Source organism: Candidatus Methylacidiphilales bacterium (genome assembly GCA_030054035.1).
GTDB lineage: Bacteria > Pseudomonadota > Gammaproteobacteria > JASGCS01 > JASGCS01 > JASGCS01.
Window position 1 is genome coordinate 1 of the sequence record JASGCS010000004.1, and the last position, 22,335, is coordinate 22,335.

At 37.3% G+C, this 22,335-nt stretch carries 13 protein-coding genes; 7 read left to right on the forward strand and 6 right to left on the reverse strand.

Annotation, left to right across the window (positions count from 1 at the left end):
- On the forward strand, positions 1-1,086 hold a 1,086-nt coding region (locus QM538_03900), incomplete at its 5' end, for a hypothetical protein (protein MDI9347626.1).
- Positions 1,087-1,088: 2 nt separating this feature from the next.
- Here the strand turns inward: QM538_03900 and QM538_03905 are convergent.
- The 5 genes from QM538_03905 to QM538_03925 form a co-directional block, all read right to left on the reverse strand.
- Complete coding sequence (locus tag QM538_03905; GenBank protein ID MDI9347627.1) at positions 1,089-1,823, reverse strand: class I SAM-dependent methyltransferase; 735 nt, start codon at positions 1,821-1,823, stop codon at positions 1,089-1,091.
- Positions 1,820-2,758 (reverse strand): NAD(P)-dependent oxidoreductase, encoded by a 939-nt coding sequence (locus tag QM538_03910; protein MDI9347628.1) that lies wholly within the window; start codon positions 2,756-2,758, stop codon positions 1,820-1,822. Before QM538_03910 ends, QM538_03905 begins: the two co-directional genes overlap by 4 nt.
- Complete coding sequence (locus QM538_03915; GenBank protein MDI9347629.1) at positions 2,730-3,188, reverse strand: hypothetical protein; 459 nt, start codon at positions 3,186-3,188, stop codon at positions 2,730-2,732. Before QM538_03915 ends, QM538_03910 begins: the two co-directional genes overlap by 29 nt.
- 98 nt (positions 3,189-3,286) lie before the next feature.
- Positions 3,287-4,114 carry a rod shape-determining protein MreC gene (gene mreC, locus QM538_03920; GenBank protein MDI9347630.1) on the reverse strand — a complete coding sequence of 276 codons (828 nt, stop codon included), beginning with the start codon at positions 4,112-4,114 and terminating at the stop codon, positions 3,287-3,289.
- 7 nt (positions 4,115-4,121) lie between these two features.
- Positions 4,122-5,195 carry a rod shape-determining protein gene (locus tag QM538_03925; protein MDI9347631.1) on the reverse strand — a complete coding sequence of 358 codons (1,074 nt, stop codon included), beginning with the start codon at positions 5,193-5,195 and terminating at the stop codon, positions 4,122-4,124.
- A gap of 15 nt (positions 5,196-5,210) precedes the next feature.
- On the opposite strand from QM538_03925, the gene QM538_03930 reads away from it, so the two are divergent.
- The 6 genes from QM538_03930 to QM538_03955 are packed head-to-tail and all read left to right on the forward strand — an operon-like array spanning position 5,211 to position 19,703.
- On the forward strand, positions 5,211-5,489 hold the full coding sequence (locus QM538_03930; GenBank protein ID MDI9347632.1) for a hypothetical protein: 279 nt from the start codon (positions 5,211-5,213) through the stop codon (positions 5,487-5,489).
- The gene (gatA, locus tag QM538_03935; GenBank protein MDI9347633.1) at positions 5,482-6,954 is read left to right on the forward strand and encodes an Asp-tRNA(Asn)/Glu-tRNA(Gln) amidotransferase subunit GatA; all 1,473 of its coding nucleotides are present in this window, start codon (positions 5,482-5,484) and stop codon (positions 6,952-6,954) included. Before QM538_03930 ends, gatA begins: the two co-directional genes overlap by 8 nt.
- Positions 6,951-8,387 carry an Asp-tRNA(Asn)/Glu-tRNA(Gln) amidotransferase subunit GatB gene (gene gatB / locus QM538_03940; GenBank protein MDI9347634.1) on the forward strand — a complete coding sequence of 479 codons (1,437 nt, stop codon included), beginning with the start codon at positions 6,951-6,953 and terminating at the stop codon, positions 8,385-8,387. The genes gatA and gatB overlap by 4 nt, the downstream gene beginning before the upstream one ends.
- Positions 8,371-9,804 (forward strand): hypothetical protein, encoded by a 1,434-nt coding sequence (locus tag QM538_03945; protein ID MDI9347635.1) that lies wholly within the window; start codon positions 8,371-8,373, stop codon positions 9,802-9,804. The genes gatB and QM538_03945 overlap by 17 nt, the downstream gene beginning before the upstream one ends.
- Before the next feature lie 19 nt (positions 9,805-9,823).
- Positions 9,824-10,750: a biotin synthase BioB gene (gene bioB, locus QM538_03950; protein ID MDI9347636.1), complete on the forward strand. Its 927-nt coding sequence runs from the start codon at positions 9,824-9,826 to the stop codon at positions 10,748-10,750.
- 58 nt (positions 10,751-10,808) lie between these two features.
- Entirely contained in the window at positions 10,809-19,703 is an 8,895-nt protein-coding gene (locus tag QM538_03955) for a filamentous hemagglutinin N-terminal domain-containing protein (GenBank protein ID MDI9347637.1), read from the forward strand.
- Here QM538_03955 and QM538_03960 read toward each other — a convergent pair.
- Positions 19,700-22,330: a phosphoenolpyruvate carboxylase gene (locus tag QM538_03960; protein MDI9347638.1), complete on the reverse strand. Its 2,631-nt coding sequence runs from the start codon at positions 22,328-22,330 to the stop codon at positions 19,700-19,702. The two genes, QM538_03955 and QM538_03960, sit on opposite strands and share 4 nt — an antisense overlap.
- Between the last annotated feature and the right edge of the window lie 5 nt (positions 22,331-22,335).

Below are 22,335 nucleotides of genomic sequence, written 5' to 3' on the forward strand. Positions count from 1 at the left end.
AAGTTATACACTATGGACAATCCTTTTACTCAAGGCGCCACTCCTAACTTGCAAGCATTAGCTACCAGTCAAACCGCAACCGTTATAAGGGTACCGGTTATAACGATCACTTCCCAACCATCTACAGCAATCTTCACCCATAACCAAACTCCTAATCCCTTGAGCGTTGTTGCTACATCAGAAAATCTACCAGCAGGGTTCACCATTTCTTATCAATGGCAATCACTCTCACCATTTACTAATAGGGATGATTATAGTAACATTCCTGGCGCTACTTCTGCGTCATACACTCCTCCTGCCTCAAGTGTGGATAGCTACATACTCTATCGTGTAATCATTAGTGTTCTTGATAGTACTGCTACGCCTATAACCACTACCACCAGCGCACAAGTATCAGTTACTATTACTTCGCCTCTTACCCCAGTTACGATTAATCGCCAACCAGCTAGCGCAACTTACCTCCTTGGTCAGACTCGGCCACTACCAATTCCAATACCACTATTTGTAGAGTTCGCTACACCACCAGCAAACACCATGGTTACCTATCAATGGCAATCATCACTTGATCCTACCTTTGGATTTGTTAATATTCTTGGCGCAACTGCGCGGACACTCACCCTGCCTCCAATAACCGCACCTATCACAAAATACTATAGGGTTATTATCACTTCAAGACAAGCGGGCAGGCTTGCTAGTGTTACCAGTGCTGTTGCTGCTATTACAGCTACTACCGTACCTGACCTCACCATACTTCCAGTCATCACGATACAGCCAGAGAGAGCCATTCAAGTAAAATCAGCGAATAGCCGATTTACCATAACAACTTCTGCTACCTGTCCTAACTACGCCACCGTATCATACCGATATCAGTATTCCAAAACTGGCAAGGCATGGTCTTGGAAATTGCTTTCTACGAGTGCTGTCGGTACACTTACGACGCAACCATCAAGCTTCGCACCATACTACAAAAATACCATACCAAATCCACTCTATATGAGAGTTCGTGTATTTTGTCTTTACAACTTGCCCAATGGTGCTCCAATCTATACGAATATATATAGCACCGTAACTACGATTAGATACTAAATCTATCTGATATAGACATCATATCTTGTGGTAGTTCCTGTATAAGACACTGTCGGTGTTTTTTGGGCTAGATATGGAGCTTTTCTTGGCCTTTTAATTACTATTCTTTTTATTCTTGTTTGCAATGATGCTAGTAAAAGTTGATTGGCATTGTCTTCAAGTGTCGCGGTTAGTTGTTGAAGTAATTGTGCATGTCCTTGACTTTTTGCACTCGTTTCTTTTTTATGGTACATGGGGTCAAGATAAAAGATGTCATTGGTCTGAGCTAGATCATGCATGTGATATTGACAATTATCTTCTATCAGCTGCACTTGGTTATTTTTACAAGTTAGCTTTAGAGCATAAGCAATTGCTGGATGTTGTTCAATAAGGGTGAGTTTATAGCCCCATCTGAAAAAAATTGATGCATCGTTGGCAAAACCTGCACATAAATCAACAAGTTTGGTGCTGGTGTTTTTTGCAGAGTTCATTGCTCTAAAGAGAGGTTGCTTTTTAGAGGCGATATTGACTTTGGTATCATGCGCTCCAGTAATATCTAACCAATGGGTTAGTGATTCTACTTTGTCTTTTAGTATTGCTTTTTTTAAAATTTCTTTATTAATAAATCCTCTTTTCTCATTGGAGAGTATTAGGATAGGATCTTGGGGTGGGGTTTGCTGATATGGGATGAGTGAAAGTGATTCTGACGGGGTATCATCGCTGATGTAATCATTGGTGCAATAAAATCCTATATTCATTTGATGGTTTTTATGGCTCGTTTTACTTGTTCGGTCATGAGATCTACTAGTCGTTGCCTTGTAGCCAAAGGTATCCAAGCTACATGTGGAGTAATAATAAGATTTGGAAGTTTCAGGAGCAGGAGAGGGTGGTTTTGTGGAGGAGGCTCTTCGCTTAATACATCTAGCCCAGCTTTTATTAAACCTTTATTGAGAGCACTTGCCAATGCCTTTTCATCAATTAAACCACCTCGCGAACAGTTAATTAAAATTGCACCTCTTTTCATGCTTTTAATCCTTTTCGCTGAAACTAATGTTTGGTTATATGCTGTCAATGGGCAATGTAAACTAATTATGTCGCAATGTTGGAACAGGTAATCCACACTCTTTCTTCCCTTTCTCTTATCGGAAATATCATCTCGCTGGGAAATAATTATTTTCATTGAGAATGCTTTTGCCAATCTTGCAACTCGTTTACCTATAGCGCCATAACCAATGATACCAATAGTTTTTCCTGCGAGTGTTTCAATCGAAGGTTGAAATAAACAGAAATGTTTACTTTGACTCCAAGCCCCAGCTTGGAGTTTTTCTCTAAAGGTGATTAATTCTTGATGTAATGCAAGTGCCATCGAAAAAGCATGAATTGCTACTGAGTTTTGGCTATAATTTTTTACTGGCCAAACTCCTACACCATGTTTTTTACAATAATCAATGTCAATATTATTAGTGCCAGTGGCAAGCAAGCAAATATGTTTTAATTTTTTACAATGTGAAAGAGTTTCTTTATTCAATTGCACTTTGTTAGTAATGGCAATTTCAGCATTACGTAACCGAGGAATTACAAGGTCTGGAGATGTTTTTCCCCAGACAGTTAGTTTAGTAACAGAAGCTATCTTTGCAAGTGATACCCCTGTGCCGAGATTATTTTTATCTAAGAGTACCGCTGTAACGCGCATGAGTTGTGGTTGAAAGAATGAATTTGATTATTAAATATTCAAATAGAATTGTAGCGAAAAAAGTCATGGGGATATATATTTCTAGTCTTTGCAGCGGAGGCAGTGGCAATAAAAAGAATGGGTAAATTAAAATTATAATTAATCGCTCGGCGAGAATAACACAAAGTATTGAAATTATTTGAATTAACCTACCCAGCTTAGATAGTTGTAAAAGGAATCTACTCATAATTCCATATAATAATAAATATACTAGTGAATGTAGTCCAATAGGATTTCCATAGAGTAAGTCAAGCACGATTCCAATAATCAACAATTCGAGACTAATATTATGGAGCGGAAATCTATACATATAAGCAAGTAACATGGCAAATGTCCAGTTAGGTATAAATGGTAAAAGTAACGTTGGTTTAGAAATCAATACGAGTACCATGCAGATAATTGTTATTGAGTTAAACTGTAGTTGGTAGTAGTGTCTAGTGAAAAAAACCTTCCACCATTGATTCAAATAGAAAATTGGTGCAAAAATCATTAATTATGTAATATTAATTTATTTTGGTATTCTAACCGACCAAGTGTTTTTGCTTCTGTAATAGTAGTTTTTCTCTCCTGATCATGGGTTATAGAAACTACCCGTGCGACTGGTATTCCTTTGGGGAAAATCCCGCCTATTCCAGAAGTCTCCAATAAATCACCAACACGAATATCTTCATCTGCTCTTACAAAATCTATGGCAATATTTTTCCCAAAACCTTTTCCTCGGGTAGTGGCGAGCAGACCATTTCTTGAAATGCGCACAGGTACCGATAGTAAAGGATCAGTTATTAGTGCCACTAGTGATGTTTGTTTGTACACCTCACTAACAATTCCAATTAAACCAAGTGTATCAGTTATCACTTTCCCTTTTAGTATCCCATTAATCTGACCTACATTGATAACGACTAATTCTTGTTGATCGGTTAAAGAGATATTTGCATATTCGGTAATTAAAAATTCTTTGAAGTCTTTCTGTTTAGAAATTACATGCAGAGTGTATTGCAACTCTTCTAGTTCGTTTTTTGTTTGTTCTAGAGTTAGTAATTGTTTTTTTTGTAATTGAATTTCATGACGCAATGTTTGATTTATAATTTCTAGGTCATGGGCTGATTGAAAGTAGTTTTTTACATTAAAGTAAAATCTAGAGGGAAAATCCAAAGTTACTGTAATCGGGAAAACGGCATAATCGATGACAAACGAGCGAATAGATTTAGAGAATTGCAATGAAGCGTCGCTCACAATTAATACTATCGAAAGTATTAAGCAATACACATACCGAGATCGAAGTGCGATACCGGAACCCTGTGAAATAATATCAATCACTGGCTAGTTAACTTAGGTTAACAAAATTACCACGGTTAATTTCGCTCATCTCAAGCACTAAACCACCTCCGCGCACGACGCAAGTGGTTGGATGTTGCGCCAAAATAACTGTTAAATTAGTTGCTGAAGCTACATATTGTGCTAATCCACGTAATTGACTACCACCACCAGTTAGTACTAATCCGTTGTTTGAGATATCAGCTGCCAATTCTGGAGGGGTTTGCTCAAGGGCGTCTTTTATTGCTTGAACAATTTTATTAATTTCGGGTATTATCGCCTCTTTAACCTCATCATTTGAAATTTTAAAACTTTCTGGTATTCCGTCTCTTATACTAACTCCTTTTCCTTCAAAGTGAGAAAGTTTTACACCGCTCATATCACCTATGGTTAGTTTTATATCCTCAGCGGTCACATCACCAATAATTATATTGCGTTTGTTTTTTATATAGTTAATAATTGCCTTATCAAATTTCTCTGAACCAATACGAATTGAATTGGCGTATACAATACCGTTCATTGACATAACCGCGACATCTGCTGTGCCCCCGCCTATATCAAGAACCATTGACCCAGTTGCCCGATCAATGGGCAAATTAGTTCCAACTGCCGCTGCGATGGGTTCATCTATGAGATAAACAGACCTCGCCCCTACGCTAGATGCAATATCTCTAATTGCTCTTCGTTCAACTTGATTAGCCCCACATGGGACAGTAATGAGAATACGCGGTAATCTTAGATATCTAGCACCAATTGATTTAACCATAAAATGTTTTAACATAGCTTCCGCTAGGGTAAAATCTGAAATTACTCCATCCCGAATTGGCCGGGCTACTCTAGTTTTTTCGGGAGTGCGACCAACCATTTTTTTTGCTTCTAAGCCAACTGCAATAATGTTTTCTTGTTGACTATAACGATCTTGTTGTACGGCAATCAAGGATGGTTCTTCTAGAACTATACCTCGTTCACGCTCATAAATGAGTGTGTTGGTTGTGCCAATATTAATCGACAAGTCGCAACCAATAAATGCGCTAAATTTTGATAGTAATCCGAGCAAAATAGTATAAAATTGGAATAGTAACATTATTATATATCACATATGAACGAACATGATTTAGATAAATTATTAAATTTGTCAAAACTAGCTATTACTTTAGAAGAAAGAAAGCTCATGATTAGGCATTTTGAACTATTATTAGAGCATTTACAGACTATCGCAGGTGAGCATGTTACCCACACCAATCACTCAGTTTCCACGCCGATTTCCAAAGAACAGTTAAGACCAGATGTTGTGACTCACTTACCCATTTCACAGATAACAACGCTTACCCATCTTCATAATCACAAATTCACTGTACCAAGAGTAATAGATGAATAGTCCATTACATACCCTTTCTATCACAGCGTTAGCTACGCTCCTTAATGAGAAAAAAATTAGTTCATATGAACTATGTGAGCACCTATTGAAGCGCATTGAGCAATTTGAATCTTCAGAAAATAAACTCAACTGTTTTATCAGTTTACAGAAAGAAAAAGCTTTAGCGTGCGCTACGAAAATTGATAACCAAAGATCAAATGGGACCCATCAAAAATATTCAGGAATTCCAATTGCACATAAAGATATTTTCTGCACATCGGGCGTACCGACTACTTGTGGATCAAAGATGTTACAAAATTTTACACCGCCATATTCAGCAACCGTGGTTGAACGATTAGAAAACCAAGGTATTATTTCAATAGGTAAATGTAATATGGATGAGTTTGCTATGGGCTCTTCCAATGAGACGAGTGCTTTCGGTTCTGTACACAATCCATGGGATCGAACAAAAGTTCCGGGAGGGTCATCTGGGGGGTCAGCTGCGTCGGTAAGCGCGTGCTATGTTCCTGCCACCACTGCAACTGATACTGGGGGCTCGATAAGACAACCGGCTGCTCTTTGTGGAGTTACTGGAATCAAACCAAGTTATGGTAGGGTGTCTAGATTCGGTCAAATTGCATTTGCTTCAAGTTTAGATCAAGCCGGTATAATTGCACGAACTGCCGAAGACTGTGCGATTTTATTATCCATGATTGCCGGTAAAGATTCCCAAGACCACACCACTAGCTCTGCGACCGTACCAATTTTTGAGCAATCTTTGGACCAACCTCTGCAAGGTAAGAAAATAGGTGTGGTTAGATCATACATTAATCAACTACCAAATAATCTAGCAATTCCTATTGAAGTTGCTTTAAAGCAGTTTGAATTACTTGGAGCTACTTTGGTAGATGTGGATTTATCAAACCATCATCTAGCTATTTCAGTGTATCAGATTATTGCATCAGCAGAGTGTTCTTCAAATCTATCAAGGTATGATGGAATTCGATTCGGGCATAGAACAGAGCAAGCATCAACATTTGAAGAATTAATTGTCAATAGCCGAAGTGAAGGGTTTGGGATTGAAGTAAAGCGTAGAATTCTACTTGGCACCTTTGTGCTTTCAAGTGAGTGTTTTGACGCCTATTATCTGACGGCAAAACAATTACAAGAGAATATTCGCCAAGATTACAATCGAGTTTTTGCAGAAGTAGATTTAATTATTGCCCCCACATCTCCATGTTTACCTTTTTCATTAGGTGAAAAAGTAAAATCCCCAATGGATATGTATCTTGCCGATGCGTTTACTGTCTCTGTAAATCTGGCTGAGTTACCTGCTATGTCCATACCAGTAGGGCAAAGCAACAATTTACCAGTTGGGTTACAGTTGATTGCACCAATGTTTCAAGAAGCAATGCTACTTGCCTTCGCTCATCAATTTCAGCAACACACCGAGCATCATACCGTTATACCTACACCATACTTATGACCACATACGATATTGTCATTGGACTAGAAGTGCATGTACAACTTAACACAAAGAGTAAGCTTTTTAGTGGTGCAGCAAATCAGTTTGGAAATAAATCTAATCATTCTGTTGAGCTTGTTGATTTGGGCTTGCCCGGCACATTGCCAATTGTAAATCGAGAAGCCGTCTCAAAGGCAATTCTTTTTGGGTTAGCGGTCAATGCTACAATTCAAAAAAATTGTTATTTTGAGAGAAAAAATTATTTTTATCCTGATTTACCAAAGGGATACCAAATATCTCAAAATCAAAATCCAATTGTTTTAGGTGGCGCAATAAATAATGTAACCTTAGTACGAGCACATCTTGAAGAAGATGCAGGAAAATTAATCCATACACCCCAACATTCTGAAGTTGACCTCAACCGAGCTGGCGCACCATTATTGGAAATAGTTACTGAGCCAGTTATTTCCTCAGCTAAAGAAGCGAGCGCTTTTTTAACTACATTACACAGTCTGGTAAAAGATCTCGGTATATCGGATGCTTCTATGCATGAAGGTCAGTTTAGATGCGATGTTAATATCTCACTTAGAAAGAGTGCCCAGGACCCTCTCGGTACTCGAGTTGAGATAAAGAATATTAATTCATTTAAATTTGTTGAAGAGGCGATTGAGGTGGAATACCAACGCCAATATGAATTATTACAAAATAACAAACCAGTTCTCCAAGAGACGAGGTTATATGATTCAGAAAATTTCCAAACCAGAGCTATGCGATCAAAGGAAATGGCGAACGATTATCGTTACTTCCCCGATCCTGATATTCCGACTTTTTGTATTGATAGTGTATGGATAGATGAGATCGCTCAAATGTTGCCACAAAGCCAGGATCAAAAATATCTAATCCTGACATCATTTCAACTGAATCAGGACGATGTCACATATTTTATTAAATCAAAAGAAAGTTATGATTTTCTCATCAAAACTATGCAATCATTACCTGTCTCTGAAGCTAAACTTGTGGTTTCTGTAATTAGACAAGAGATAGCGAGATACTCCAACCAGCACCAGGTTTCAATACAAAATCAAGCACTGCAACCAAATCTTGTGGTATTATTAGTAAAAGCAATACAACAAAAACTACTTTCAAATACAGAAATGAGAGAAGCTATTAAGCAAATATATGAATCCACTGCTGGGGATCCGGAATTGCAAATTAAACAGGCGATTACCAATGCTAAAGAAAAAGCCCTATCCTCTAAGCAAATTCCGATAGAAAATCTAATTGAAGATCTGTTTATTTCCTATCCTGATCAGCATGCCCAACTTATCGCTGGTAAAATTAAAGTCGTTTCATTTTTTGTTGGAAAAGTAATGAGCTTGACAAAAGGGGCGCTAGACCCTGCGATAATTTCGGATAAAATATCAAAACACTTACCGTATGACCAGAACAGTTAAAATATTGTTTATTTTGTTGAGTAGTTTATTTTCATTCTGTAATTTTGCAGAAGAAAGTCAGGATAAGTATTTTTCCTTTAATTCGTATCTTGGTGTGGTTGATAGTAGTAATAAAGATAAGTTACAAAAGCATCTATCAGTGTATTTGCAAGTGGTAAAAAATTACAAAAGTGAATCCCCAATAAAATCTAACCAAACCATCTTACAACTAGTCAAAGCAGGAAATAATTTAATTTACGGATACGCACTTGAAAAAGAAACTAAAAACGCTAACGATGTGTTTTCTAATTTATTAGAAGCGACAAAAAATAACACTAATCCTGAAATCAATCTTATCCTACAAAAAGCAAAAAGTAATCTATGCATTGCTTACATTTATTCTGATGATTTAAAAAATACAAAGGTAGTCTTTGATCAATTAACTCAATTCGTGATTAATTCTGAATCACAGTTTAATGATACTATTAACAGACAAAAATTATTGCTATTATTTTATGAACCATCATTTCGTTATATTAATATGATTTTGCAAAATGGAAATTACCAAGAAGCAAAAAAAATATACGAAACCATGGTTAAACTTTCTCGTAATTTGGATTTGGATTCTTTTGAAGTTTCTGCAGACCTGACTTTCTATCAGGTGATTGCACAGTTCCTGTTATTAAAAAATAGTTACAAAAATACCACTGAAGAGTTCTATGACCACTATAGAGAAGTGATAGAGCTAGCAAAAAAAGCTCAAACACTAAATTATGAAAACGAACCAGATTTCTTTAAGATTAGAATGCAATCGCTACTATATATTAGTGAGCGTAAAGAATTATCGCAAAAAATTATTAAAATGTTAACTCAAGAAACATCTGATCTACTACCGTTAGTTAATAATACTGAAGATAGTGCTTGGTTAAATAAAATAGCGGAACGAATGGATGCGGAAACTCAAAAGATTAATGCAAAATTATCCCAACCCCCAGTACAAAAACCTCTACAAAAATCTCAACCAAAACCTCAAGAGAAAGCTTCACCTCCAGCGGTCTCAGTCTCGCCCCCAACTTCATCAACCAGTTCAAGTAAAACAGTAAATAATATATTGTTACAAATTAGATCAATAACTTTATCTGGTCTTGAGTTAACTCAATTAACTATTGGAGAGTTAGATGATCTGTATGCACTTTTAGTTAATCAGATTAAAAATGTTAATGATAGCGACCCTCAAGCGGAGTCAAATGCATTATTGCAGTTACGAGCTATTTCATTGATAATTGATTATTATTATATAAATAGCAAAATTCAAGATTCAAGAAAATACTATATGGAATTAAAAAACATAGCTCAACGAGCATCGTTTATGAAGTATAAAAAACTAAGTACTTTTACTGGGCAAATAAAAAAATACCAAAATTTATTTGGGTGGTAATATACTCTATAATGTTGCAATGGATAAAAATATCACACCCCAACACATCCTATCGCTATACCGATTACCTCTTAACCAATTGATTTGGCAGGCAGGTGATGTGCTAAGAAAATATTTTGATTCAGATAAAATTCAAAAAAGTACTCTCTGTAATATTAAAACTGGTGGATGCCCTGAGGATTGTGGTTATTGTGGGCAAAGCGCACATTGGAAAAATGTAAAGATCACTAAAGAGAAATTAATATCAATTGAAGAGCTTACTAAACAATGTCAAGAAGCAAAGAATAACGGAGCTGATAGGTTTTGCATTGCAGCTGCTTGGAGAACTCCTCCAAAGGATGATTTTAATAAAGTACTAGACATGATAAGCACAATACATAGTTTCGGTCTTGAAAGTTGCGCAACCTTAGGTATGCTAACTGAGCAACAAGCAACTGCATTAGCTGGAGTTGGTCTTAGCTATTACAATCATAATTTAGACACCTCTCGTGAGTACTATCCTAAGGTTGTTTCCACAAGAACCTATGAGCAGCGTTTGGAAACCTTAGCCAATGCACGCAGTAAAGGAATAAAACTATGCTGTGGTGGGATTATTGGAATGGGTGAAACTAGAGACGATAGATGTGGCCTTTTATTTGAACTTTTCAAATTACAACCAGAATCAGTTCCTATAAATCAATTGGTAGGTGTACCTGGAACACCACTTGGCACATCAGAGAAATTAGATCACATTGAATTTATTCGTACCATTGCTATTGCAAGAATTTTAATGCCAAATTCATGGGTAAGAATTTCAGCGGGTAGAGATACCATGAACGATGAATTACAAATGTTATGTTTTCTTGCAGGAGCCAATTCATTGTTTATTGGAGATAAACTACTTACCGTATCAAATGCTTCACTGCAACATGATAAAGAACTGCTCAGTGCTCTAGTTGGCACTTAATTTATTTTTGTATACATGGTAAAATAAGCCTGAAGTTTACTGGAGTAAATTGTATTTTATGAAAAAGTTTTTTTGTGTATTTTTATGTCCTGCGCTGTTTAGTTTTATCGTCTCTACTGCATCATTAAGTTTAGCCTCACCCCAGCTATCGTCTATCCAAGATGGCCAAGCCACCGTTAGTCAATCCCCTAACACCACCACCATCAATCAAACCTCATCTGCTACCACTATTACCTGGAACTCATTTAATGTACAGGCCAACGAACAAGTAATCTTTAACCAACCCTCTACGACAGCTATTGCTATTAACCATATCCTAGATAGCAACCCTTCCCAGATATTTGGTTCTATCTCAGCTAATGGCAGAATCATTCTCTTAAACCCACAAGGCTTCTACTTCGGAGCCAACTCATCTGTTTCAGCAAACACCTTCATTGCAGCATCCACTAGCTTAACCAATACCATCTACAACCCAACCACCAATACCCTCACCATCATCAATCCCACCATCCTTAACAACTCCATTCAAGCCCTCGGACAAATCTCCACCACAAAAACTCAACTCATCGCCAAAACTATCACCCAACAAGGAACCATCTCCTCCACCCCCCATGGCTCCATCTCAATCAGAGCCACAAATAACATCACCATTCAAGGAACCATCACCTCACCACAAGGCACCATAGATATCTTCGCCACCAATGGCACCGCCACTGCAACCCCAACCGCATCAATCTCCACCACCACTGCTAACTACGACTCAAATCAACCAGCAGGATTTATAGAATTTTCAGGTAAAACCATTGACCTACAAGCCCAGCCCTTCACCCTCAACTCCCAAGATACCCTACTCTTAGATCCTGACTATATATCCATCGTTGGAGGAACCCAACTAGCTCCCTGTCCTGATGCTGCAAATCAATGCGGATTTGATTCAGGAAGTCAAATCACTGACACCACCGATACCAATGGTCTTGGTGTAGATGGGCTAGGAACAACATATATCTACGAAGATACTCTAGAGGATGTTTCATCAGGCACTATTTCACTCTCCGCACTTAAAGGTATTTCAATGACTGGCACCTTTACTTCAGGACTTAACTTATCTTCAAATGTAAGCCTATCTTTAACTACTACTTGTACTAGTTCTGTATGCACAGGCACCAATGACAATATAACTATTTCTCAAACAATTACAACACAAGGTTCTGGGTCTGTTTCTGTGACTTCTAAGTCCAATATTGCGATCTCTAGCAATATAAATTCAAGTACAAGTATTTCACTAAGCACTCAGAATGGTCGAGATATTTCAATTAGTGGAAATTTACAGTCAGCTACCACAATGACAATAATTTCTAAAGGATTAATAAAATCTACAGGTACTTTTACTTCTGGTAATGCATTAATAATCTCTTCTATATCAGATAGGATTGATATTGATGGGTCAGTGTCAAGCGCAAACACCTTATCGATTTCTGCTGCGAAAAATATTACCCTAGGTGCGAGTGTTAGAGGTACAACTTCGGTTGTAATTGATGCTGGAAGCGCAATGCCAGATCAGAATATTTTGATACGAATTATAGGTGAATTTACCAACACTGAGACGGGTGTAAATATTACTGCTATCTCTCATCCAGATTTTAGCTCAACCATTTCTTTTGGAGCAAGTTTAAATGTTAAGTCGTTAACTCTAAGCTCAGACTATCTCACTTTTGCTAAGTCAAGTAGTATAACCACTACCGCTAATGGAGCTATCAACCTAACCACTAAAGAAAGCATTGGTTCAGATACAAATCCAATTACTATAGTTCAAGCCGCATCAACCAGTAATCTTATTGCAAATAGTACTTTAGGTGATATTTATCTACAATCATCCTCAGGCTCATTGACACTAGGAAATATCACAGCAACAAAAGTTTCTATTAAAACTCCTGATCAAAATAGTATTATAGTAAAAGGTGTTATTTCTGCAAGTAATTCAATAACTTTACGCTCAGGTAATATTACATCAGACAATGGAAAAATAAACTCACCTTCTATTACTATTTCTGCACTGACTGGCTCAATAGGGTCTGCTACCAATTCGCTTGGGCTTTCTAACGGGATTACCTACACTGCAACACAAGGGAGTTTTACCACTTTAACTTTAATGGCAAATAGCAATATGTATTATCTTTCAAGAAATGATGCTGTTATTAATTTACTTGAGAATATTCCAATCACAGCGACTGTAATCAATTTAACTCAAGAGGGAGATAATAATATCACCATTGCAAATGCAATTGCTAGAGAGAGCGCCTCATTAACATTGCAGGCTAAAAGTATTTTAGCAGACAATGGAAAAATTATAGTCAATGGGTCAATTAATGCAAAAAATATAAAACTTGTAGCGGCTGGAGGAATTGAATTTGCCAGCGGGGTGAATTTAACAGCCGAATCTTATGAGATTGATTTTTCTAAAGGAGATTTTGGAAGTGATGTAAATCCAATTACCCTGGTTAAACCTGCTACGTTTGCAAACACCCAAACCCTAACAATTTTCTCAAGAAGTAGTGTTTATTCTGAAGGAAGCGTTTATCTTACGAGTCTACAGGATATCGTAATAAATTCAATTGCCACAAATACTACTGGAACATGCGCACCAGCACCAGCACCCTGTAGCGGAGTAACCATTCAAATTAAAGCACCAGCAATCAGAGGTGTTGAGACGATATCTATTCGAGCAAATAGTAAATTGAAATTAATTGCCACTACTGGCTCAATCGGAACAATTGAGAGTCCAGTGGCTATTTCATTTACCGACACAATTTCAGATACCAATTTGTTATTGCAGGCAGATGCTGGTTCGGTGTATTTAAAACATGCCAGCAATGTAATACAATTATTAGAAGGAAAATTTTCAATTGCCGAGACAGGGGTAATTTCACTAGAGCAAACTTCGGGTGATTTGAGTATTGCTAATGAAATATCTATAATTTATCGACTAAGACTAAAAGCATCTAACGGAAGCATTGTTAATTCTCTTGGCACAAGTATTAGTGCGAGCGCGATTGAATTGATCGCACAGGGAACTGATAAAAATATCGGAACTATCGTTCGACCTTTTACATTATCAATTAGAAGTAGCCCTGATACTCAATTTACAAATAGTAATTTAATCTTAACTAGCAGTCGGTCAATTTATCTTGTTGGCGATAAAGTTACTGATTACTTAAAAGGGTTGATAACATGGAGCACTAGTGGCTTGCTTCATCTGAAACAAAATTCAGCAATTCATTTCTCAGAAAATATTTCAGTGGCTAATCCGATTGAATTTAATAGCCTTTCTGCAATCACTATTGGGCCAAATATATCTTTGACAGTCGGAAGTCTTACTTTAACAGCCGGTGGTATGATTGGATCAAGCGCACAAAAGATCGCGATTTTAAAAACATCTGTCAATACAATTGATGTGGTTACTTTTAGTGCAAGCGCGTCAGGAGGGATATTTATCTCCAGTACTGGAGCCATACAGCTTGGCAATATCACTGAAAATAGCACAGACACAACTTCAATTGACATTTCTGCGACTGTAATAACCAAAACAGCTAGTTCTGTTATTTCAAAAGGAGCGACAAGTATAAAATTATCTCTAACGGCCACCAGTGGCTCAATTGGTACGGCAAGTAATCCAATTAAAATTACTGGTGATATTGGGAGCTCCAATTTTTTCGCATCCGCCATCACAAATGAAAGTGGAGTTTATTTAGAAACAGAATCCAATGTTCTCTCAGTCCTACTCCCACTTTTTTCCATTAGTGATGCAAGCCTCGGGATAAAATTATCTCCATCTGGTACGCTTTCTTTGACTCAGTCAATGGGGGATATTACACTAGCTGCGCCAATTAAGATTTTAGAACAAAAACTTAAATTATTCAGATTGGTTGCTTCAAAAGGGAGCATAATAACTTCACTTCCTTTCGATGCTACTACTACTAGTCCCTTTATAGAAGTTCCAGAATTGTATTTACAGGCTTTAGGTGATAGTATGTCTCCTACTGCTAGTCTAGGTAATATTGGTAGTGAATTAAATCCATTTTATATAAAAACCAAACTCGCTAGTACTGCAACCCTGTTAACTGGATCTACAGGATCAATTTATTTAATTAATGATAATTCTTCTAATTTACTTAATTATCTCAATGCAGCGATTACCCCTGGTTCATCTGGAAATCTACGCCTGATCGCTAGTAGTGGAAACATCTCACTTACCGCAAACATATCTAGAACTTCTGGATTAATTCTTGAGGCAAAATCGGGCTCAATCATAACGCAAGCAAATATCTCAATAACCACTAATGCAAATTTACAACTAATCTCGGCAGGCTCAATCGGATCTTCAAGTTTACCTATTAGGATCAGTCAAAGTGCGAGTACTTCGGTGTATTCTGCCAATGCCAAGGCTGGAGATATTTACACACAAGGAGTAACCGCTTTAAATCTTGGCACTATTGAAAACGGTGTCCCAACTACTCCTGCAAATGCGTCAAGCACAATCAATATCATAGCCCCAAACATTACTATGCAAACCACAGGCATGTTTAAAATCCCAATAAATACTAATCTTTTGTTAGAGGCAACCGTAGGTTCACTGGGTGCGTCCGCGACTTCTCCATTAATATTTGATTCTTTTGCTAGTGTAGTTTCCTCAACCAATCTCATCCTCAAGGCAAGTAAAGGGTCGGTATATTTGCAACATAAAAATGACGCCTCCACTTTGCTTAATGGTGAAATTGTTCTAAGTAGTTCTGGCACTTTAGCGATACTTCAGAAAGATGGAGTTTTTTTAATTAAACCCACAGCTACTACTAGATTGAATATATTAATTCCACTTTCATTTACTGGTACAGTAGTTTTTAACGCACTTGCAGGAAATTTAACTTTAAGCCATGAATCTAACAACTACGCAAGAATTGACTTGCCTAATTCAAAAATTACTCTCATTGCTGGCGGGTCGAATTCTGTAACTTCTAGTTCAGTTGAGAATCATGTAAAGGCATCGGTTATTACCTTAACCGCAAATGGTGGTTCTGTCGGAAGCATTGAAAACCCAATTACTGTGATCCCATGGAGTGGTAATAATGAGGCTACCGTAACAGCTACGAACCTAATTATCTCGGCAAGTACAACAGCAGGTTCAATTGGATTGGCAAGCATGTCAAATGCCCTAGGTCTTCGCAACGCATCATTAACGTATGATACAAGTTATGATAGTTCAAATTTTAGTCTCGGAACATTATCTTTAGTTCAGTTAACTGGAGATATTATTATTAACTCACTAGTAACGGTACCAACACACTTTGGACTGCGTGCCATTTCCGGCTCTATACTTTCAAGAGAAAATACCTATGCAATTGATATTCAATCACCAACCCTATCCCTCGTTGTTGACAATGTAGATAAAACGATAGGTGAGCAAACAAGCCCAATTAAAATTGATCAAAGATTTGGATTTTTTAATGGAAAGGCAAAACAGATTTATCTTAGCGCAGTTTCCAGTTTAACCTTAGGAGAGGTGCAGAGCAATCACCTTAATGGAACTATCAGAATCACTGCACAAAGAATTTATGGCAAACCAGATGCGAATTCGGTAAATATTTCTGGAAGTGGTGTATCTATTACTCTCACCGCAACTAATGGTTCAATTGGAACTTTTTCACTCCCAGTATCTATTTCTCAGAACCCAGCTTCACTTCAATTGAACGCTAGTGTAGGGTCGGTGTATATCAGCCAAAATCAACTGAATGCGAATAGCTTACCTGCAAACCTTGGTGTGACTATTGCAGATGGAGGCTGGTTCGGATATTCAACGCTAGAAAATGGAGATTTGGATGTTGCACTTTTATTGCGATCTTATAGTTTGAATAGTGCTAACAAACTTAGCTTGCATGCTAAGAATGGAAGTATTATTGATTCACTTAGCTCATTACTTAGTGCAAATTCTCTAACACTGATTGCAAGTGGTTCAATTGGTTCTGCAAGCGCCCCTATTGAAATTCGCACAGATAAAACTGAATGGGATAGCAATTCTCTGTCAACAAGTGTTGGCGCATCGAGTGATACTTACCTTAAGGCAAATAAATCAGGTGTGTTGCTTGCTTCACACTCATTTTCAAGTACCGGAGTCTTTTCCTTAACACAAACCAGTGGGAATATCACCATACCGTTCCCAATTTTCTCTTCAGGAACTCTCATTCTTTATGCTAATTCACCTAGCGCTACAATTGTAGCATTAAGTGGCGCTTCTCTAAGTGCAAGTAGTATTCAGCTACGAACAGATGGCGGTGATATTGGAACTTTAAGTGCTAGAATTTTAGTCTATGGAATTAGCGCCTCAAATGATATTTTTAATAGTTTTACCGCCACAACTACAGGCACAGTCTATTTAGCTAGAGATGGGGTTTCAACTTTGCTTTGTGCTTCAGCAGGAGCATCTTCCGCTCCATGCTCTGGATCGTCTTCATATAATATTGCCGATGCTACATCGGCAAGCACAGATGTCTCATCATCATGCGGGGCGACAACGACAACTCCAATAACGATTAATATCACAGGCGATATTACTAATCGAACTGGCTGTACCATAATAGGTAATGGAGTTATATCACTTACTTCAACAGGTAATATTGGAAGTCAAGAGCGCCCAATTATTTTGGATAGAAGTATAACTTCAGTAACAATATCCGCTGGTAGTAATGGTTCAATTTATCTTCAGTGTGGTGATGGTTGTGCCTCCACACTATTAACTAGTTCAGCTTTTGCTTCACTTCTCAGTGGGAACCAATTGTTTATAACCCAAACCACTGGAAATATTCTTTTATCATCTTTAACAGCGGTTTATAAATTAAATTTAATTGCGCTTGGAGTGAATGCCACTATTTCAAGTACGAGTATTATAAGTGTCCCAGCGCTTACTCTCAGCGCGCCATACGGAGGAGTAGGTTCTTCAACTACTAACTTTATAATCTCTTGTGGGAGTTCATGTACTAGTTGGACCTCAAGCACGTTATCTATACAAACCTCACAAAATGGTTTTATTTCTCTAAAAAGTTCAAATCAAGGACTAGATCTAGCAACCATAAAAGGTTTTTATAATGGGACGCTAAGTTTATTTAAAGATAGCGGTGATTTTAATATCACTAACTCTCTTAATTATCCTGAGGCCGCAATAAATCTTAGAGTGGAGTATGTTGGCTCATTGAATGGAAAATTAACCATGGCTGATGGTATTTACATTGTTGCTAGATCACTTTCATTGTATTCCAGTTCTGCGATTGGGTTGTATTCTTACGATATTACTGGTGCTGTAATTTCTACGCAAAATAGTCCGATTAGAATTGAAGTGGGATATTTTCGCACAGATCCATTTAAAGAAGATGGTGCTGTTAAATTGCAGGTGGCTAGCACTCAAGGGGATGCAAACGCAACCAGTGATATTTTTATTAAAGCGATAAATCAATTTAATATTAATTCTGCAACTCCATTAGTGATTCATTCGCTCGTAACCCCACCCTCAGTTTCTACCAGTAATGATTTATATATTGATGCAGCATCTTTACTATTTAGCGGAACGCTCACTACTTCAAAATCACTCTCCATAACAGGATATAGAGTTTTTATCCGATCTGAGGCACCTTTGATAGATAAAGAGTTAGCCATCTCAACAGGTTTTTCAAGTGTCACAATTTTTAACTCTATTCATTTTCGTGTTGAAGCACTTGGATCATCCGAATTGATTTCGTTTGGCATTGGAACTCTTACCAGCCAACAAATATTATTAGAAACAAGTTTTGGAAGTGCATCCCCGTCATCAATAATTATATCAAGATATGGTCCATATGTAAACGGTGTTGCTCCGACACTAACAACTTTTAGCAATGTGGTCGTGCCACATTGTATTGCCAATGTGCTCATCGCAATTTGCTCTCCTAATGGTACGGTTGGAACTGCGACTAACCCAATTGTTTTATTTTCTAGTGGCTCATCTACAGAGTCTATTGGTTTACGAGAATTGACAACCAGATTTGTCAGTAAAAATGCTATTTATCTCTCTAGCTATAGCACAAATAATTTTAATTATTTATTTAGTAATTCTAATGCTACAAACGGAGTTTTGGATTCGGTTAGACTTGGCTCACTACTCGCGGGGGCTTATTTTACCAATGGAAACAGTAAAGATAACTGCTGTATTTTAGACTTTACCTATTTGATCGCAACACCAGTAAGTGGGAATTATGTCCCAACCTGGGGGTATATTGCTTTTCTTGATACGGGAATTAATCAAACTACAATGGGTACGAACTATCTCAAATTACAAATAAGGGCGACATATTCTGAAACTTCTACTTCTACTCTAAGCGGGCAAACAGTTGTTGCAATGGGTGATAATCGTTTTGCGCAGGTAAGTGTTGTGAGTAAATCAGGTGCTGTGATTATAGCTAATAATCTAGCAATTGAGGCGAGTGGCTCAATTGGTGGATATGTTGAACAGCCCGGACTAATTAATTCTACATACTATCTAATTAAAAGCCCGGAAAGCCAATTAAAATTTGCTAGTGTATCGACACTAAACTTGCGTTCAACCTATGGATTTATATATGCTAAAAACAACTCTAATGTAAATCCAGATACAATAGTTGCAAGTGCAGGATATTTAAAAAATTACTATCGCGATAATCAACCAATCATACCCACTGGCATAGTTGAGATTTTTACCAATGATAATACACTATCATTGTATCAACCTTTAAAATTCACCTACCCAGCATCTCCAAAAAAGAAATATCCATTTGAAAAAAATGGTACCCTTGCAGAGCTTTTTTATTTGATTTTTGACAATATATTAGGTGTTGACTGTAAGAAAAATAATGTATTTTCTCGATTATTTAAACCATTGTGTTATTCACCAATTTAGCCAGTGTTGCGCAAGGCTAATGCCACACCATGAATACTAACGAGCAGCATGGTAGTTAAGGTTTGATCATCAGGTTTTGATTGTAGGCGCTTCATAGTTTCTAATTGAAGATAGTTTATCGCATCAATAAATGGAAGTCGGTAATTAATGGTATGTTGCAGAGCTTGATTGTCCTGCAATTTATTTTTTGATCCGGTTATCATAATAATCATCTTGTTGGTTTGATGCCATTCTGCTTCAATCTGTTGCCAAATCTCATCTGCCGTATTTCTATCTTGCATTAATCCAGCGTATAATTTTGCTATTGAAAGATTAGTTTTTGACATAGTCATATTCGCATTAGAAATTATCATTTTAAAAAAATCCCACTGTTCCCACATTAATCTGAGTGTGGGTAGTCCAAATTGCTTTTTAGCTTCTACCAAACCGCTACCAAGTCCATACCAGCCAGGTAGGGCGACTCGAGACTGTGCCCAGGCAAAAACCCATGGAATCGCACGAATGTTAGACATGCTTAAGGTTTGTCCTCGTGCTACTGGTCGTGATCCAAGGTTTAATTTGCTTATTACATTTAAAGGGGTAGTGTTAATTACATAGTTAAAAAATTCTTTATGCTCATGAACGAGTGCTCGATAGGAATTTTCGCTGTGCTGAGCAATGGTATCCGCAATAGAATAAAAACGATCGGTTTCTGATCTAGCCCGAGCAAAGCGAGGAGGGCAGAATTGAGATTCAACTACCGAGGCTACAACTGTAGCTAGCGTATTAAATGCTACAGAACTGTGGTTGTATTTTGAAGAAATCACTTCGCCTTGTTCGGTGTAGCGAATACGCCCATCCACGGTATTGCTAGGTTGTGCTTTAATTGCTTGATGAGTTGGACCACCCCCTCTACTTGTGCTACCCCCTCTGCCGTGGAAAAATCGTGTGGCTATACCGAACTCACCTTTTATTACTTTATGGATTTTTCTAGAGGCTTGAAATATGCTATGATTGCTCATAAATATTCCACCATCTTTATTGCTATCTGAATAGCCGAGCATAATTTCTATACTTGGAGGTAGAGCAAAATTATTTTCTTTTATTCTTGTTAAGTATTCCTGTAAAATTATGTCTGATTTATTTAGAGAGGCAATTGATTCAAAGAGTGGTACAACCATCCGAATGTGGCTATCTACACTTTTAGTTGGGTTAGTAACACAAAGTAATGCCAGAAGTTGATACAGATCAAGCGCTGATTCACAGTTGCTTATAATGTATGATTGAAAAATATGATCACCATATTGTTGTTGTAATTTCCCAATCGTTTTAAAAATAGTAATCTCTTTTACTAAGGACTGTTCGCTACCTTCAGGTAGGTCAATTTGCCGAGGGTTTTTGAGTATAGTAGTTAGAAAAGCAAAACGCTCTGTGATTGAAAGTTTAAGATAGTCACATCCTAGCTTGAGAGCAATTGCCACTAATAATGTTTGGTGTTCCTTGGCTGACTGCCGGATATCAATAGTAGCTAAGTGTAGGCCGAAAACTTTTGTTGTGTGTAATATCGGCTTAACCCATTGTCTTGCGAGCGTAGAAAGCCTGTTTTCAATTAGCGATTGATAGATTATTTCTAAATCTTTATAAAGTTCAGTGCCACTGCAATAAATATTATTATTGACTTTATTTACTATAGTTGCTATGGCGAGGCGATAGGGTTCTTGGGTATGGTGTATTTCAGTGTCTGGACTGTTTTTAATCAAACTTTGCAGTGGATTATTTATTTTTAACTCTTGACTACTAATTGGTAATTCATCATACAGATTATGCAACATGGAAAGATATCTCTTTCGCATGAGTGAGTGATTTTGTTCTACGGCAAATTCTAAATCACCAGCAGTCACATTTGGGTTCCCGTCTCTATCACCACCTTGCCAATGACCAAACTGTAAAAATGGAACATTAATGGTTGTTTTAAATGTTCGTTCGATGTGAGAATAGAGATTTGGAATTACAGAAAATAAGGTTAACTCGTACCAATGTAATACATTATTTATTTCATTTTTTACAGTTAAAGGATGCACTCTGGTAAATTTGGTATTCCATAGCATAGTAATGCAGGCTTTTAATAAGCCAATTCTTTCAAAATCATCACTACGCAGAGATTTTGTTGTTCTACCTAGCAAGGTTTCTCGTAACATCTGTTCGCAGTGCATAATACTCACTCGTTGCACTTCGGTAGGATGGGCTGTGAATACAGGAGAAATAGTAGCACGATCAAAAAAATTACCGATTTGATTAAGTGAAATCCTCTTGCTAAGATTTTTTGCTACAGTACCAATTACATCATTATTGTCATACTCAAATCGAATCCTCGTTACATCTTCACAGACATTAGCCAGCAATGAAAAAATATTAAAGGCATGCATCACGGTTTCAAGTTCATCATCCGATAATGTAGACAATTTTTTAATTAAGGTTCGCTGTTTGCGCGCATTGAAAACTTGTGTAATGGCAATGCAATCTTTGCGTAATGACTCAATGATTACATAGAGTGCTTTGCCTTCTGATTCTAAAATATGGTTGCCAAGCAACGTACCTAAAAAAACTATATCATGGTGAAATTGCGCAAAGGCTGATTTAGGTTTCACAAGTT

What these genes read in the sequence shown, in the direction of transcription:
- QM538_03905 (MDI9347627.1), bottom strand. Translation starts at nt 1,823, where the DNA reads ATGAATATAGGATTTTATTGCACCAATGATTACATCAGCGATGATACC.
- QM538_03910 (MDI9347628.1), bottom strand. Translation starts at nt 2,758, where the DNA reads ATGCGCGTTACAGCGGTACTCTTAGATAAAAATAATCTCGGCACAGGG.
- QM538_03915 (MDI9347629.1), bottom strand. Translation starts at nt 3,188, where the DNA reads ATGGTACTCGTATTGATTTCTAAACCAACGTTACTTTTACCATTTATA.
- QM538_03925 (MDI9347631.1), bottom strand. Translation starts at nt 5,195, where the DNA reads ATGTTACTATTCCAATTTTATACTATTTTGCTCGGATTACTATCAAAA.
- QM538_03930 (MDI9347632.1), top strand. Translation starts at nt 5,211, where the DNA reads ATGAACGAACATGATTTAGATAAATTATTAAATTTGTCAAAACTAGCT.
- gatA (MDI9347633.1), top strand. Translation starts at nt 5,482, where the DNA reads ATGAATAGTCCATTACATACCCTTTCTATCACAGCGTTAGCTACGCTC.
- gatB (MDI9347634.1), top strand. Translation starts at nt 6,951, where the DNA reads ATGACCACATACGATATTGTCATTGGACTAGAAGTGCATGTACAACTT.
- QM538_03945 (MDI9347635.1), top strand. Translation starts at nt 8,371, where the DNA reads ATGACCAGAACAGTTAAAATATTGTTTATTTTGTTGAGTAGTTTATTT.
- bioB (MDI9347636.1), top strand. Translation starts at nt 9,824, where the DNA reads ATGGATAAAAATATCACACCCCAACACATCCTATCGCTATACCGATTA.
- QM538_03955 (MDI9347637.1), top strand. Translation starts at nt 10,809, where the DNA reads ATGAAAAAGTTTTTTTGTGTATTTTTATGTCCTGCGCTGTTTAGTTTT.